The organism is Pseudomonas sp. LPH60 (assembly GCF_030718165.1).
GTDB classification, from domain to species: Bacteria; Pseudomonadota; Gammaproteobacteria; order Pseudomonadales; family Pseudomonadaceae; genus Aquipseudomonas; species Aquipseudomonas danubii.
Genome location: NZ_JAVAJH010000003.1, coordinates 661,844 through 678,033 on the forward strand (window position 1 = coordinate 661,844; position 16,190 = coordinate 678,033).

Annotated in this window: 11 protein-coding genes; 5 read left to right on the forward strand and 6 right to left on the reverse strand. The window is 63.9% G+C overall.

What is annotated here, in order from left to right; genetic code table 11:
- Positions 1-6 precede the first annotated feature (6 nt).
- On the reverse strand, positions 7-1,518 hold the full coding sequence (locus Q8O96_RS13450; RefSeq protein ID WP_305948940.1) for an efflux transporter outer membrane subunit: 1,512 nt from the start codon (positions 1,516-1,518) through the stop codon (positions 7-9).
- Between the two features lie 265 nt (positions 1,519-1,783).
- On the opposite strand from Q8O96_RS13450, the gene Q8O96_RS13455 reads away from it, so the two are divergent.
- The gene (locus Q8O96_RS13455) at positions 1,784-2,752 is read left to right on the forward strand and encodes a LysR family transcriptional regulator (protein WP_102861226.1); all 969 of its coding nucleotides are present in this window, start codon (positions 1,784-1,786) and stop codon (positions 2,750-2,752) included.
- Between the two features lie 210 nt (positions 2,753-2,962).
- Positions 2,963-3,937 carry a D-glycerate dehydrogenase gene (locus Q8O96_RS13460; RefSeq protein ID WP_305948941.1) on the forward strand — a complete coding sequence of 325 codons (975 nt, stop codon included), beginning with the start codon at positions 2,963-2,965 and terminating at the stop codon, positions 3,935-3,937.
- A 90-nt stretch (positions 3,938-4,027) separates the two neighbouring features.
- Here Q8O96_RS13460 and Q8O96_RS13465 read toward each other — a convergent pair whose 3' ends face one another.
- A complete protein-coding gene (locus Q8O96_RS13465; RefSeq protein ID WP_305948942.1) occupies positions 4,028-4,975 on the reverse strand; it encodes a DMT family transporter in 948 nt (315 codons plus the stop codon).
- A gap of 156 nt (positions 4,976-5,131) precedes the next feature.
- On the opposite strand from Q8O96_RS13465, the gene Q8O96_RS13470 reads away from it, so the two are divergent.
- The 3 genes from Q8O96_RS13470 to Q8O96_RS13480 all read left to right on the forward strand — a co-directional run bounded on the left by Q8O96_RS13470 (position 5,132) and on the right by Q8O96_RS13480 (position 8,636).
- Positions 5,132-6,007 (forward strand): AraC family transcriptional regulator, encoded by an 876-nt coding sequence (locus tag Q8O96_RS13470; RefSeq protein WP_102861223.1) that lies wholly within the window; start codon positions 5,132-5,134, stop codon positions 6,005-6,007.
- 474 nt (positions 6,008-6,481) lie between these two features.
- A complete protein-coding gene (locus Q8O96_RS13475; RefSeq protein ID WP_102861222.1) occupies positions 6,482-7,756 on the forward strand; it encodes an OprD family porin in 1,275 nt (424 codons plus the stop codon).
- Between the two features lie 52 nt (positions 7,757-7,808).
- The gene (locus Q8O96_RS13480) at positions 7,809-8,636 is read left to right on the forward strand and encodes a phosphatase PAP2 family protein (protein WP_102861221.1); all 828 of its coding nucleotides are present in this window, start codon (positions 7,809-7,811) and stop codon (positions 8,634-8,636) included.
- A gap of 34 nt (positions 8,637-8,670) precedes the next feature.
- On the opposite strand, the gene Q8O96_RS13485 is transcribed toward Q8O96_RS13480, so the two are convergent.
- The 4 genes from Q8O96_RS13485 to Q8O96_RS13500 all read right to left on the reverse strand — a co-directional run bounded on the left by Q8O96_RS13485 (position 8,671) and on the right by Q8O96_RS13500 (position 16,185).
- Positions 8,671-11,109 (reverse strand): TonB-dependent receptor, encoded by a 2,439-nt coding sequence (locus Q8O96_RS13485; RefSeq protein ID WP_305948943.1) that lies wholly within the window; start codon positions 11,107-11,109, stop codon positions 8,671-8,673.
- Positions 11,110-11,426: 317 nt separating this feature from the next.
- The gene (locus tag Q8O96_RS13490) at positions 11,427-13,130 is read right to left on the reverse strand and encodes a bifunctional UDP-sugar hydrolase/5'-nucleotidase (RefSeq protein ID WP_305948944.1); all 1,704 of its coding nucleotides are present in this window, start codon (positions 13,128-13,130) and stop codon (positions 11,427-11,429) included.
- 147 nt (positions 13,131-13,277) lie between these two features.
- Positions 13,278-13,916, reverse strand: coding sequence for a MotA/TolQ/ExbB proton channel family protein (locus Q8O96_RS13495; protein ID WP_102861218.1), 639 nt, complete (start codon positions 13,914-13,916; stop codon positions 13,278-13,280).
- 28 nt (positions 13,917-13,944) lie between these two features.
- A complete protein-coding gene (locus Q8O96_RS13500) occupies positions 13,945-16,185 on the reverse strand; it encodes a TonB-dependent receptor (RefSeq protein ID WP_102861217.1) in 2,241 nt (746 codons plus the stop codon).
- Between the last annotated feature and the right edge of the window lie 5 nt (positions 16,186-16,190).

Below are 16,190 nucleotides of genomic sequence, written 5' to 3' on the forward strand. Positions count from 1 at the left end.
CCTGCTTCAGTGGTCGAACACGGCCAGGGCCGCGGGGGTCTTGGGTGCCTGGGTGCGATTTTCCGCGGGGACGTCACGGCCGGCTTCAAGCCCGCCGCCCAGGGCCGTGACCAGGTCCGCCTGGACGGTCAGGCGCGCGGCCTGCACCTGTTGCTGGATCTGCTGCTGGTGGAACAGCAGGCTCTGGGCGTTGAGCACATTCAGGTAGTCGGTCAGGCCGCGCTGGAAGGCCACGGTGGCGATGTCGTAGGTCTTCTGCGCCGCAGCCACCGACTCGGCGGCGAAGGCCTGCTGCTTGTCCATGGACTCGCGGCGGATCAACTGGTCGGAGATGCTTTTCAGCGCGTCCACCAGGGTCTGGTTGTACCTGGCCACGGCCAGGTCGTAGCCGGCCGCGGCTTCACCCAGTTCCGAGCGCAGCCGCCCGCCGTCGAAGATCGGCAGGCTGATGGCCGGGCCGACGTTGTAGTTGAGCTTCTTGCCGGTGAGGAACTCCAGGGCCCCGCCGCCGGTGGCCATGAAACCGATGCTGCCCACCAGGTCGACGTTGGGGTAGAAGCCGGCGTGGGCCACATCGATGCCACGGGCCTGGGCCGCCACTTGCCAGCGGCTGGCGACTACGTCGGGGCGCTGGCCCAGGAGCTCGGCGGGCAGGGCCGAGGGCAGTTTCAGCGCGGCGCCCAGGGACAGGCTCGGTCGCTGCAGTTGCGCGCCCTCCCCCGGGCCCTTGCCGGCCAGGGCCGCCAGTTGATTGCGGGTCAGGGCGATTGCTTCGTCCAGGGCGTCCAGCTGGCGATGGGTTTCCGGCAGCGGCGCCTCGGCCTGGCTGACTTCGAAATGGGTGCCCAGGCCGCCGTCCAGGCGCCGTTGCGCCAGTTCGAGAATCTGGTGCTGCTGCTTCAGGGTGGCGGCGACGATATCGCGCTGGGCGAAGTGCAGGGACAGCTGGATATAGCTGCGCACCACGTTGTTCACCAGTTCCAGCTGGGCCTGGCGGGCTTCGGCCACGCTCATGTGGGCCAGGTCGACGGCGCGCTCGGTGCTGTTGCTTTCCCGGCCCCAGAGGTCCAGGGCATAACTCAAGCCCAGGGCGGCGTTGTTGTCCCAGGTGGTGCTGTTGGCCAGGGCGCCGGGGCCGTAGAACTGATCGGTGGGCCAGTTGTGGCGCTTGAGGGTAGCGTCGCCCTTGATCTGCAGCGACTCGGCGGACTCGGCAATACCGGCCAGGGCCTTGGCCTGACGCACCCGGGCGGCGGCCATGGCCAGACTCGGACTGCCTTGCATGGCGAGGGTGATCCAGCGGTTCAGCTGCGGGTCGCCATAGGCCTGCCACCACTGGGCATTGGGCCAGTGGGCCTCTTGCGCGGCGCTCTTTATCGCCTCGTCGGTGGCCAGTGTATTAGCGGGAAGTGTCTTGCCTAGTGGGGCAATGCCTCCGGTTCCGATGCAGCCGCTGATTGCTAACGATAAAGCCCAAACACTGAGGGTCTTGAACCCTCTGCTGATGCGACGCGGCACTGCTGCGAATTCCTGAAGATCGGGGGGAGTATTTCTCTCGTAGGCATCGGCTGGCCGGCGCAGCGATACGCCTGCTAAACCGCGTTGCGCGGATCGCCGGCAAACCGGCTCCTACGGATCGGCGCAATTCTAGGGGGCGCCCGTGGCGGCGATAAGGTGGGATTCCTGTGAATCTTTGTTACCGTAAACGCGATAATCCCTTGGTCGCCTATCCAAGCCCCCGTAACTTCGTGTCACAATTTGCCATCTCCCCAGAGAGCACCCCATGGACACTTTGCAAAACATGCGCGCCTTCAGTTGCGTCGCCGAAGCCGGTAGTTTCACCGCCGCGGCCGTGCAACTGGACACCACCACGGCCAACGTCTCGCGCGCAGTCTCCAATCTTGAGGCTCACCTGCAAACCCGACTGCTCAACCGCACCACCCGCCGTATCGCCCTGACCGAAGCCGGCAAGCGCTACCTGCTGCGCTGCGAGCAGATCCTGGCCTACGTCGAAGAAGCCGAGGCCGAGGCCAGCGACGCTCACGCCCGCCCCGCCGGCCAGTTGAAAGTGCACACCATGACCGGCATCGGCCAGCACTTCGTGATCGACGCCATCGCCCGCTACCGCAAGACCCACCCGGACGTGACCTTCGACCTGACCCTGGCCAACCGCGTGCCGGACCTTCTGGACGAGGGCTACGACGTGTCCATTGTCCTGGCCAGCGAGCTGCCGGACTCGGGGTTCGTCTCCCAGCGCCTGGGGATCACCTACAGCATCGTCTGCGCCTCCCCGGCCTACGTGAAAGCCAACGGCTGCCCGCACAAACCCAGCGACCTGCTCAACCATGCCTGCCTGCGCCTGGTGAGCCCGGTGATACCGCTTGAGAAGTGGGCTTTCGACGGCCCGGAAGGCCAGGAGATGGTGACCATCAACAGCTCGCCGTTCCTGGTGAACTCCGCCGACGCCATGAAGACCGCGATCATCAGCGGCATGGGAGTGGGTGTGCTGCCGGTGTACGCCGCCATCGAAGGCCTGCGCAACGGCACCCTGGTACGGGTCATGCCCCAGTACCGCTCCCAGGAGTTGAACCTGTACGCCATCTACCCGTCGCGCCAGTACCTGGACGCCAAGATCAAGACCTGGGTCGAATACCTGCGCGGCTCCCTGCCGGAGATCCTCGCCGCGCACCAGGCGGAACTGGCGGCCTATGAACTGAGCGGCAGCCTGAGCGGCGCACGCCTGGCCACCTGAGCCCGCCCCCTTGAACCGGGGGCCTGTAGCCGCTGTCGAGCCAAGGCGAGGCTGCACGGGCCCAGCCTGAGCAACGCACGCCGAACCCTCCAGAGCGGCCACCAGGCCGCCCCTGTGCACGCCATCGCAGCCTGCGGCAGCGGCTACAAAAAGCCGGTGGGGAATGTTAGCTTGCTTGGCATTCTCTCCCGCCTGATGAGTCTTCCCGCAATGAAAAAGACGGTACTTGCCTTCAGCCGCATCACCCCCGAGATGACCGAACGCCTGCAACAGGACTTCGAGGTCATCGTCCCCACCCCCAAGCTCGGGGACATCGCCGCGCAGTTCAATGAAGCCCTGCCCCAGGCCCACGGCCTGATCGGCGTCGGCCGCAAACTGGGACGCGCACAGCTGGAAAAAGCCGCGCAGTTGGAAGTGGTGTCGAGCATCTCGGTGGGCTACGACAACTACGACCTGGACTACTTCAACGAACGCGGGCTGATGCTCACCAACACCCCGGACGTGCTCACCGAAAGCACCGCCGACCTGGCCTTTGCCCTGCTCATGGGCAACGCCCGCCGGGTGGCCGAACTGGACGCCTGGACCAAGGCCGGGCAATGGCAGGCCAGCGTCGGCCCGGCGCTGTTCGGTTGCGATGTGCACGGCAAGACCCTGGGCATCGTCGGCATGGGCAACATTGGCGCGGCCATCGCCCGCCGTGGGCGTTTGGGCTTCGGCATGCCGATCCTCTACAGCGGCAACAGCCGCAAGACCGCCCTGGAGCAGGAACTGGGGGCGCAGTTCCGCAGCCTGGAGCAACTCTTGGCCGAGGCGGATTTCGTCTGCCTGGTGGTGCCGTTGAGCGAACAGACCCGGCACCTGATCAGCCACCGCGAACTGGCCCTGATGAAACCCAGCGCGATCCTGGTGAACATTTCCCGCGGGCCGGTGGTGGATGAGCCGGCGTTGATCGACGCCTTGCAGAAGGGCCAGATCCGCGGCGCCGGCCTGGATGTGTACGAGAAAGAGCCGTTGGCAGAATCGCCGCTGTTCCAGCTGAAGAACGCGCTGACCCTGCCGCACATCGGCTCGGCCACCCATGAAACCCGTGACGCCATGGCCGAACGCGCCATGCGCAACCTGCGCAGCGCCCTTTTGGGCGAACGCCCGCAGGACCTGGTCAACCCGCAAGTGTGGAAGGGCTGACCACCCACTGCCTATCACCACCTGTAGCCGCTGCCGAGCCTGCGAGGCTGCGAAATGGTCCGCAGGACCTTCAGCGATAGCCCGGCAGCATCAGGTCGCCTGGTTTTGCGACGGCTGCGCCGCCGTTCGCAGCCTCGCAAGCTCGGCAGCGGCTACAGAGGCTGGCGCAGCCTTGGGTTTACGGAACACCAGCACGTTGCCCAGCATCACCAGCACCAGTCCAGCCAATGCCGGGGCGGTCCATTGGTAGCCTTCGGCAAAGGCCGAGACGTTCAGCGCCACCACCGGGAACAGCACCGTGCAATAGGCCGCCCGTTCCGGGCCCATGCGCCCCACCAGGGTCAGGTAGGCGGTGAAGCCGATCACCGAACCCGGTATCACCAGGTACAGCAGCGAGCCGATGTAGCGGGTGGTCCACTCGACATCGAAGGCGATGCCCTGGGACAGGCAATACACCGCCAGCATCGTCGCGCCGTAGGCCATGCCCCAGGCATTGGTGGTCAGGGGCTTGAGCCCGGCTTTCTGCTGCCGGCTGGAGAGCATGTTGCCCGCCGAGAAACACAGGGTGCCCAGCAGGGCCAAGCCCAGGCCCAGCAGGGTTTGCGGACTGGCGCTGTGGCCTGCCAGTTCCGGCCAGAACAGCAGCCCCAACCCCAGCAAGCCCAGGCCGCCGCCCAGCAGCACGTTGCGGGCGATCTTCTGGCCAAAGAACACTCGCGCATTCAAGGCGTTCCACAAGGTCGCGGTAGAAAACACCACCGCCACCAGGCCGCTGGGAATCCATTGGCTGGCGTGCAGAAAGCACATGAAATTGATGCAGAACAGGCATAGGCCCTGGGCCAGGCAGATCAGGTGGCCACGGCGGTTCATCGGCTGCAGCTTGCGACTGAGCAGCAGCAGGACGAACAGCACCAGGGCCGCCAGGGCGAAGCGATAGACGATGGACACCGGAATCGCCACCACCCCCAGTTGCAGTTTCAGGGCGATCCAGGTGGTGCCCCAGATCAGCACGGTCAACAGGTACAGCGATAGGTTCATGGCGCGACTCCTTTATAAGGCGTGCAGTGTCCCGCCCGCCCGACCTTGGGCGCTTGCATAAACTTGCGCTTTTTATCGGCCCGGGGCTGGCGGCGAACCGGCGAGGGAGTAGCATGCGAACCACCGGAAACCGGACCCCTTGCCGACTCGAACAGCATGCCCGCACTGGATACCCTGCAAGTCTTCCAAGCCTTGAACCGCTCGCCCCATGCTCGCCTGGAGCACAGCGCCGAGCTCGGAGACGGCTTGTCCGCCGCCTTGTGGAGCAACCATCACGACGCCCAGGAATATGAGGCACCCGGCCACCACACCCTGTCCTGCTACCTGGCCGGCGGCACCGGCACCTTTCGCCGCGATCAGCCGGGCAGCAAAGGCGGCCCGGGCAAGCTGTGCATCCTGCCTGCCGAGCACCAGTCGGCCTGGGTGATCAACGGCGATATCCGCCTGGCCCACGTGTATTTCAGCCCCGAACAATTCGCCCTGGGTTGCGTCACCCTGCTGGACCGCGAACCCCGGGCAATGCAACTGCGCGAAAGCACCTTTGTCGATGACCCCGAGCAGACCCGGCGCTTTGCGCAACTGGTCCGCCTGAACTGGGACGAGCCCGGCGAGCGCCTGCTCACCAGCAGCCTGGCCCACGAGATGCTCAGCCATGCCCTGCTCAATCAAGTGGGCCTGCGCCAGGGTGCCCGGCTCAAGGGCGGCTTGGCCGCGCACCAGCGCCGCCTGCTGGTGGACTACATCGACAGCCAGCTGGACGCGCCCCTGAGCCTGGGCCAACTGGCGGGGTTGTGTGCGCTGTCGGAGTACCACTTCGCCCGCATGTTCCGCGCCAGCTTCGGCCTGCCGCCCCATCAGTATGTGCTGGCCCGACGCCTGAGCCGGGCCCGGCACCTGCTACGCAGCACTGCCCAGCCTCTGGGGGAGATTGCCCTGGCCTGTGGTTTTGCCAGTGCCAGCCACTTCAACAATCGCTTCCGCCAGGCCCTGGGTGGAACACCGGGGGACTACCGCCTGGCATTCCTGCGCTGAAGTTCGGCTTGATCCTGACCCGCCTCTGTAGGCCCCTTCTTATGCCAAAGTCCGCATCGGCACGCCTGAATAAGTAAGTTACTCAAATTCTTTACCTAAACAGGACAACTCTTACCAAACAATTAATAAACTCCTACGCAGCCCTCTATAAAAGAGCACTTCTAACAAGTACCTGTATGACAAACAAAAACGCAAACAGGTAATTATTTTAAAACTTCAGTTATCACCCCATTCACAGAACTGATGATTCTTGTTTAACCCCAGCCCCAACTTAGTCTTTAGGCCTTGAATCCCCGGCATTACGCAACGATTCAACAAACAGCCACACGCCTTCCCCCCATTAACTTCAACCCCAAAACAGCCACACCCACAACTTCACCCACCATTCATCAGATTTAAACAAAGCGGCAAAGACTCAACACATCAGCCCCCAATCGCCTTTCTCCTAAAACAACAAAAACAGAGGACGATGAAATGCCTTCAAGACACTGGCCACGACGATGGCTCAACCGCTCTACCCTAATTTGCGCCGGGCTGCTGGCCATCCCGGTAAAAGCCGAACTGCTTGAAGACAGCAGCGCGCGCCTGGAACTGCGCAACTATTACTTCAATCGGGACTATCGCGAAGGCACCGCGCCCACCCGCGAAGAATGGGCACAAGGTTTGCTCCTGCGCCTGGACTCGGGGTTTACCGAGGGCCGCCTGGGTGTGGGTGCCGACGCCATCGGCATGCTCGGCATCAAGCTGGACTCCGCGCCTGGCCGAACCGGCACCGGGCTGCTGAAGGTGGGGCGCGATGGCCGGGCAGAGGATGACTATTGGAAACTGGCCCTGACCGGGAAGCTCAAGGCCAGCAAGACCCTGTTCAAGTTCGGCGCGCTGGTGCCACCGGTACTGCCAACCTTGAAACCCAACGACGGCCGCCTGTTTCCGCAGATTTTCGAAGGCGGGCTGCTGACCTCGAATGAAATCGATGACCTGGAGTTGACCGCCGGGCGCCTGAGCCGGGTCATGCAGCGCAACGCCACGCAGTACACGCCGCTGACCTTGAGCCCCTTGAACCGGCGCTTCCAGGGTCAGGGGGCCACGGCAGAACACTTCGACATGGCGGGCGTCGACTATCGGTTCCACAAGCAATGGCTGGCGCGGGTGCATGTCGCCCAACTGGAGGACATCTACCGCCAGCAGGTCTTCACCCTGGTCAACAAGAGCCCCTGGGGCGCGGGGACGTTCAGCAGCGATCTGCGCTTGAGCCTGATGAACGACTATGGCAATGCCAAAGGCGGCAAGATCGACAACCGCGCTCTGCAGGGGCTGCTCGGCTATGCCTATAAAGGCCACAGCCTTGGCCTGGCTTATCAGCGAATGTTGGGAGACACCGGTTATGCCAACATCCTGGGCGCCGATGCCAACTTGATCAACTTATCGGTACTGGGTGACTTCGCCAATGCCAAGGAACGTTCCTGGGCACTGCGTTATGGCTATGACTTCGCCAACCTGGGTTTGCCGGGACTGAGTATCAACAGCCGCTATATATCCGGCAGCCATGCAGAAATCACCGGAACCCGAACCATTGGCAAGTCATGGGAGTTGGATAACGAACTGCGTTATGTCGTGCAACAAGGCCCACTGAAAAACTTGAGTGTGCGCCTGCGCACCGCACACTATCGCTCCAACTATGCCAAGAACTTCATTCGCGACACCGATGATACACGGCTGATGTTCAATTACGCCTGGAACATCAAGTAACCCAATAAGCAGAACCCATGTAGCGAATCAAACTCCTAGAGGTGATATCCACATGCAACGCCTACTATCGAACTGTTTGGCCGGTCTATTGTTTTCAAGTCTGATCCACAGCGCCGCAGCCAAACAAACCAGCCAAGCGGAAAACGTCCCGGAGTTCCGACCGGGTTACTTGATCGGTTATCTGAAACAGCAGGATCTGCCCAATAGTCTGTCGCTGTTACCACCACCTCCTGCGGTGGGCACGCCAGCCTTCGCGCTGGACCAGAGCATGGCTGAAAAAAGCCAGGCCTTGCGTGGCAGCAAACGCTGGGCGTTGGCCATCAGCGATGCCAACCTGAAATTCCCCGCCGCCGCAGAGACGTTTTCCTGTGCGCTGAATGCGCCCATCAGCGAACAGCAAACACCTGCGCTGTACAGAGTCTTGCGCCGGACCCTGACCGATGCCGGGCTGGCCACCTATAGCGCAAAGAAGCGCTACCAGCGCCCCCGGCCCTTCGTCTACAACCAGCAGCCCAGTTGCACCCCGGAAGATGAAGCCAAGCTGGCCGCGGATGGTTCCTACCCATCGGGCCACAGCGCCATCGGCTGGGCCTGGGCGCTGCTGTTGAGCGAACTGGCCCCCGAGTACGGCAACGCGCTCTGGGCCCGTGGCCGGGCCTATTCGGAAAGCCGCATGGTGTGCAACGTGCACTGGTACAGCGACGTCCGTGAAGGCCGTGAGATTGGCGCGACCACCGTGGCACGCTTGCACACCGATCCGACCTTCCAGGCCGACTTCGCCGTCGCCCGGCAAGAGCTGCTGGCCGTTCGCGCCAAGGGCCTGACTGCCGGCGGCGACTGTGCGGCGCAAGCGCAAGCCCTGGCGCTGGGCGCCGACTAAGGCGCCACGGCCACGCCCTGGATCAGGGTGCTCATCAGAACTCCAGGGTGCTGGACAGCGACACCTGGCGGGCATCCCCCATGGACACGAAGAACTTGCTGGCCGACGAGGTGTAGTAGGTCTTGTCGAACAGGTTCTTCACGTTGAGCTGGAACTTGACCTTCTGCCCTTCGACCCGGGTGTCGTAGGTGGCGAAGGCATCGGCCACGGTGTAGCCCGGCAGGTCGAAGCTGTTGGGCGCATCCCCGGCGCGCTCGCCGACATAACGGGCCCCGGCGCCGACGCGCAGGCGGTCGCCACCGATCAGGCTGCCAAAGTCGTAGACCGCCGACAGCGAGCCGGTGTTCTTGGCCACGTTCTGCAACTGCTTGCCCTTGTACTGGGTGTCCTTGGTCACTTCGGTGTCGGTGTAGGCGTAGCTGCCGATCAGGCTCCACTGATCGGTGAGCTGCCCGGTCAGGTCCAGTTCCAGGCCCTGGGAATGCACTTCGCCGGCGACGCTGGTGACCGTCTCGGTAGCGGTGGCGGTGGTCACCAGCACATTGCGCTTGGTGATATCGAACAGCGCCGCGCTGGCGGTGATGCGCCCAGGGATGTCGAGCTTGGCCCCCAGCTCCCAGGATTTGGCTTCTTCCGGGGCGATGGAGCCGTCGAGCACCGCGCTGCCACCGGCCAGATCGGCGATGCTGGAGTTCGGCTTGAACGACTCGGTGTAGCTGCCGTAGAGCGACAACTGGTCGGTGTAGCGATACACCAGCCCGGCCCGCGGCACGAATTTCTGTCCGTTGCTGTTGGTATTGACCCGGAACGGCCGGCCCTTGCCGGCGTACTGGTCGTATTCCTGGAAACGTCCGCCGCCCACCAGAATCCACTGGTCGGTAAGGTGGATGGCGTCCTGGAAAAACAGCGAGTCGCTGCGCAACAGGTCGGTCTGCGCACTGTCGTTGGCGCTGACTGTGGTTCCGGCCACTTCCCGGCCGTAGACCGGGTTCAGGTAGTTGAAGGTGGTCCGGCTTTTCTGCCGGATCAGGTCGGCGCGGTAGATCTTGCGGTACTCATCATCCAGGCCAAACACCAGATCGTGGCGCATGCCGCCCAGTTGCACCTGGCCTTCCAGGCTGACGGTGGCGTAGCGGTCGGTGGTCAAGGCGTCCTGGGTGCCGTCCATGGCCCGGGTCAGGGTGCCGTTGGCATTTACCGCGGTCAGGCGCACCTGGCTGGTGTCGTAGGTCTCGCGGTTCCAGCTGTAGCCGAAGTGGGCCTTCCAGTCGTCGCTGAGCTCGTGGTCGACTTCAAAGCGATACAGGTCCGAGCGCCCTTCCATGTTGTTGAACGGCTCGTCCAGGCGTCGGGTGGCCGGGATGTCCAGCGGGTGGTTGGTCTTGGGATCGATGGCGGTGCCACGATCGAAGGGGGTCAGGAACTCGCGGTGCTCATAGGCCAGCAGTACCTTGGTGCGCTCGCCGTACCAGGCCAGGGACGGCGCCACCAGGGATTCGCGATGGGTGCCGAAGTTGCGCCAGTAGTCTTCGTCCTCATGGTCGACGATCAAGCGGTAGGCCAGCCCGGAATCACCCAACGGCCCCGTGGTGTCGAGGCTGCCGCCGCTGCCGTTCTTGCCCGAGCCGTAGGTCGAGCCACGCACGGTCAGGGCCGTGGACTGCTGCAGTTCAGGCTTCTTGCTGACAATGTTGATGACCCCGCCCGGGTCCTGGATGCCGTACAGCAGAGACGACGGGCCCTTGAGCACTTCCACCCGGTCCGCCGTGGCATTCAGCGCCCGGCCCTGCACCACCGGCATGCTGTCGCGCATGATCGAGCCGTTGCGGTTGTCACCGAAGCCGCGCAGCAGTACCGCATCCTGGGTGCCGCCCAGGGTGTTGGTCTGGGTGATGCCGCTGACGTTCTTCAGGGCATCGTCCAGGTTGCGTGGGGTCTGGTCCCGCAGCACCTGGGCCGGCACTACGTTGATGATCTGCGGGATTTCCTGGTTCAGCGCCTGGGAACGGGCCACCGAAGTGGTGGCCGGCGGCTGGTAGCTGGTGCTGTCGTCGAGGCCCGGGGTGGTGATGCTGGTGGCCCCCAGGTTCAGTGCGCCACTGCTGGGCAAGGGTTCCAGGACCAGGGTGTGCGCGTCGCTGCGCCGGTAGGTGAAGCCGGAACCGCCCAGCAGACGCTGCAGGGCCTGTTCGGCGCTGAACGGGCCGCTGAGGGCCGGTGCCTTGAACGCGTAAGGCGCTTCGTCGGTGTAGACCACGCTGATCCCGGTGACCCGGGTGAAATCGCTGAGGGCCTGGGGCAGCGGCTTGGCCACGATGGCAAAGTTGAACAGCGCACCGTGTTGCGCACTGCCGGCCTCGGCCGCCTGCGCCACGCTCAGGGGCAGCCATGCCAACCCCGACACCACCAGCGCCGAAGCGCCGAACCACCGTTTGACCGAAGCGTTTGCCGCCGAATGTGCCCTGGACTTCATGCTTGAGACTCGCGTGTAAAAAAGCCATGAATGCGAATTAGTCGCACTTTCAAGCACTACACGTGGCTCGAACGCAAAGACCTCACCTGTTTTTTGAAAATATTTTCACGACGGCGAAAACGCCCCTCCCGGCCCGATGCATCCCCTATAGCCGCTGGCGCAGGCGGCGAACGGGCTGGGCGGTATTCCGACGAAGCGGTCGCGGAGGTCTTGAGGCCGCTGCTGGCTTGGCGGGAGATCGCCAAGCAAGGTCCTGCGGACCTTTTCGCAGCCTCGCAGGCTCGGCAGCGGCTACAAGGATCGGGGCGCTTCTGGTGTCAGTTGAGGCGCTGGATGCGTCCGGCGCTGGTGCTGGAACCCACCGGCCGGCCCTGCTGGTCCATGGCCTTGAGGTACTGCAGCATCGCGTCCAGATCGCTGAGCCCGAGGTCGCTGCGATTGCGGCCGCTCTTGAACAGGCTGAAACGGTCGCCGCCATCGGCCAGGAAACCATTCATCACCAGCCGGTAGCTGCGGTCGGCCTGCAGTGGCTGGCCATCGAGACGCACACTGCCCGGCACCACGCGGCTGTCCAGCGGACGCTTGGCGTCCCAGCGGTAGCTGAAGCCCTGGGACACTTGCAGGATGTTGGCATCCTCCGCGCCCTTCCATTGCTGGTTGAGCACCTGTTCGATCTGCCGCCCCGTGAGATCGAAGGCGATCAGGTTGTTGTTGAACGGTTGCAAGGTCGCCAGTTGCCCGTAGTTCACCTGGGTCTGCCCCGGCTCCAGGGCCAGATCGCTGCGAATGCCGCCGGTGTTCATGAAGGCGATTTGCGCACCGTTGGCCCGACCACCCGCCAGATGGGCGTCGGCGATCAGGTCGCCGATGGGCATTTCCCCGGCGTTGTCGGCGCGCCGGGCAATCGGCGAGGCGGCAATCGCCCCTACCGGCTGGAGCAGCACCTGATTGCTGCGGGCCTCGACCTCCTGTTGCAGCTTCGCCAAGTCCTGGTCCTGTGGATAACGGGCCGGATCGGCCAGCAGGTTAAGGGCCTGGATGCTCGTCACCCGGTGCTGGCCCGGGGTCACTTGCAGGGTCAGATGGGTCAACAGATGGCCGTAGGCATTGCCCTGGGTCACCAGCAATGGCCCGACCTTGCACAGGTAGCCCTGGTGCGAGTGAGCGCTGATCAATACGTCCACCGCCGGGTCCAGGCGCTTGGCCACGTCGACAATATCGCCACTCAACTGCGAGCAGTCCTGCTGGTCGAACGGTTCCGGGGTCGCGCCACCCTGGTGCACCACGGCGACGATGGCGTTGACCCCCTTGGCGTTGAGTTCGGGAATCAGCCGGTTGATGGCGTCGGCTTCATCGGCCACCTGCAAACCGCGCATGCCCTTGGCGCTGACCACCGAAGACACGTCCCGCAGCACCGCGCCGACGAAGGCCACCTTGACCCCGCGCACCTCCTCGATGCGATAGGCCGGCAACAGCGGCTGGCCGGTGTCGCTGTCCAGCAGGTTGGCCGCCAGGTAGGGGAAGCCGCTGCCGGGGTAGTTCGGGCGGAACTGGCAGGCCTTGTCCGGCCGCGATGACTGGCAGCCGCCATTGAGCTGGCGCAGGAACTCGGCCTTGCCGTTGTCCAGTTCGTGGTTGCCGATGGCGCTGAGTTTCATGTCCATGCGGCGCAGGGCTTCCAGGGTCGGCTCGTCGGCCCACATGGCCGACAGCGGCGGGCTGCCGCCCACCAGGTCACCGGCGCCGATGAACAGCAGTTGCGGGTCCTGCTGGCGCAGCTGGGTGAGCATGCCGCCCAGGGTGGCGATACCGCCGGCCGCAAGCTTGCGCACTCCGCCCGGGGCCTGGGGGTCCTTGTAGCTGAAGGGGTTGGCCTGCAAATAGCCGTGCAAGTCGTTGATGGCGACGATGTTCACCGCCACCGGTTGCGGCTCGCGCGGCAGCGAGCTGCAACCGGCCAGGGTGACCAGGGCCAGGGTCAGTGCACCCAGCAACCGGGGCATGGGACGAAGACGGGACATGAAAGAAATCCTTGGCAGATCAGCAAAAAAAAGGCCGCTGACACAGGCCTGGATCGGACAGAGACGAGCGCTGGGGAACAGCGCTCGCCGTCGATCGTCCGAACGCGGCCCGAGCCTGCGGCAGCGGCTACAGGTCACGTCAGGTCATCAGGCCGGTTGCAGATTGCCCTGGACCGTGGGTGCGGGGGCCTTCAGGGCGGTGCCCATGCCGGCGCGCAGCAGCAGGATCTTCAGGTGGTCGGTGATGCGCTCGACCCGGTCCTGGAAGTGGTTGTGGAAAATCATGCTGCCCAGGGCGATGGCGATCCCCAGGGCGGTGGCGTACAGCGCAGTGCCGATGCCCTTGGACACTTCACCGGGGTCGCTGACACCGGTCTCGGCCAGGGCCTTGAAGGTGTCGATGATCCCCAGGATGGTGCCCAGAAGGCCCAGCAGGGGCGCGGCGGTGACCACGGTTTCCAGCAGCCACAGGCCATGCATCAGCTTGCTGCGGGTGGCGATGTAGATCGACTCGCTGAGGTCTTCCAGGTCCTTGTGGCTGGCCAGCCCCTGCTTGTGGGCAAACAGCTCGGCGACCATCTCCAGGGGCAGGCTGTTGCGCTGGCGCAGCTCGGCGGGCAGGTCGTCAACGCTGTGCATCTTCGGGTTGAGCACAGACTCCAGTTTCTTCGCCTGGCGCAGGCTGAAACTGAAGTAGATGCCCCGCTCCACGGCGATAAAGGCGGCAATCGCAGCGGCGCCGTACATGGTGTAGAAGGTGATGTCGTGCAGCAGATTCATGTCCATCGTCATTTCCTCTTGGGCCCGAAGGGCATCAGAACCCGGCTTCCAGGGAGACCATCGCGGTGCGTTCCTCACCGACGTTGTAGTAGGCGGTGCTCGGTGCCAGGCCATTGGTGCGCTGGGTGTTGAACGACACGGTGCGGGTCGAGGCCAGGTATTCCTTGTCGAACACGTTGAGCATGGAGAAGCGCAGGGTCGCGGACTTCAGCACCTTCTTGTCCACCGGCAAGTGGATACCGGCGTTGAGATCCACCACGGTGCGGCCGGCGATCTTCTCGTCGTTGGTCAGGTCGCCGTAGAAGGCGCCGACGTATTTGCCGACCACGTTGCCGTAGTAGCGCGAGTCGTCGTAGCCCAGGCTCAGGTTGAACATGTTTTCCGGCACGTTGGCCAGTTGCTTGCCGGAGGTGGGCAGCAGCACGTTCTTGTTGCTCAGGTCGTCCATCTGCTCGGACTGGGTGTAGGTGTACGAGGCGTAGTAGTTGAAGTCGTGGGGCAACTTGCCGCTCCACTCCAGTTCCAGGCCGCGGTTCTTCACTTCACCAACGTTGGCCACCACATAGTCGCCGTTGACGTCGGTGGTGGAGATCTGCCGGTCCTTGAAGCTGATGTAGAACAGGGTCGCGCTCAGGGCCATGTTGTCTTCGCTGTAGCGCCAGCCCAGTTCCTGGTTCCAGCTCAGCTCGGGTTTCAGGCTGATGGAATCGCCCTTGTTGTAGAGCACGTAGTTGGGCGGCGTGCGCATGTTGCGGGTGACGTTGTAGAAGGCCTGGTTGTTCGGGTCGATCTGGTACTTGGCGTTGAAGCTGGGCAGGAACTCGTGGTACTTGGCGTCGCGTTTTTCCGGCTTGTCGGTGAGGCTGCCGAGGTTGTTGCCGTCACGTTCCACGTACTGGTAGGCCAGGGCCCCGGTCAGGGTCAGGTCCGGGGTCGCCTGCCAGGTGTCCTGCACCCAGAGTTTCTGCGCCGGGGTCACGGTGTATTGGTGACGGCCCTGGACCGTGGCGCCGTTGCGGTCCACCAGTTGGTCGGAACCGTTGTAGTCGCCCCAGACATTTTCCGGGGCGCCATTGCCCTTGATCCCGATGAAGGGCTGGGTCTGGCGCTGGCGGGCGCGCTCGTACCAGTAACCGACGTCCAGGCTGTGCTCTTCGTTGAGGTCCCACTTGAGCTTGGTGGTCATCCCGGGGCGCCAGGTTTCGGTCCACGACGGCCGGTAGTAGGTGCCGGCAGGCAAGCCGCTCAGGTCGTAGTTGCCGGCCTTGTTCGAGCTGGCGGACAAGCTGGTGGCGGTCTGGCCGCTGAAGCTGCCGCCGTTGGACCACACGTAGTAGGGGTTCAAGGTCAGGCTCAGGTCGTCGCGCAGCTGGAAGCGCTGGGTCACCGAGGCGGTCAGGCTTTCAAAAGGGTTGCGATTGAGCTTGTAGGACTGGGACACGCTGCCGTTCTTGAACACGGTGCTTTCCGAGTAGTCCAGGCGCCGGCCCTGGTTCTGGAACTGGGCCTTGCTCAGGCTGTTGTAGTTGTAGTTTTCCTGCTGGTTGTACTTGACGATGGCGTTGGTGGAGTTGCCGTTGCCGTCTTCGAACAGGGTGTTCCACTCGACCTTGTCAGCCCGCAGGGTGCCCTTGCCGCGCCACTTGTCGCCCTCGGTGTGGGACGCCGAGACCCAGGTCTTGAAGCCGCCCAGGTCACCGGTGTTGAGACGGGCGAAGCTCTTGCGCACGTTGTTCGAGCCGATGGACTGCTTGGCGAACACGCCGAAGTCCTTGGTCGGGCGCACGGTCACCAGGCCGATGTTGCCGCCGCTGGAGCCGATGTGCGGGCCGTCGGCTTCGGACGAGCCCTGGGTGACGAAGACTTCGCTGAAGTTCTCCGGGTCGCCCATCAGGTTCGGGTAGATGCTGTAGTCCCCCGAGTCGTTGATCGGGAAACCATCGGCGGACAGACCCACCTGGTCGGAGTTCATCCCGCGCATGGTGAAGTTGGTGCCGCTCAGGCCGGTGGCGTCGGTGCTGGAAACGTTGATCCCCGGGGTGTACTTGAGCTTGTCCACGGCGTTGGCAGTGGGGGCCATCTGGTCCATGGCCTCCTTGGTCACGGTGGAACGTCCCTTGGCGCTTTCTTCCTTGATCATGTGGCCGTTGCCCAGGGTCTGTTTACCGGCAACGTTCACCGAACCGACGTCAACTGTATCTTCGGCCAAAACCAATGGCGCAAAACTGCCCAGGCCCGATGCCAGAAGCAGGGCATAAAGTTTATTGATCTTCACGGGTC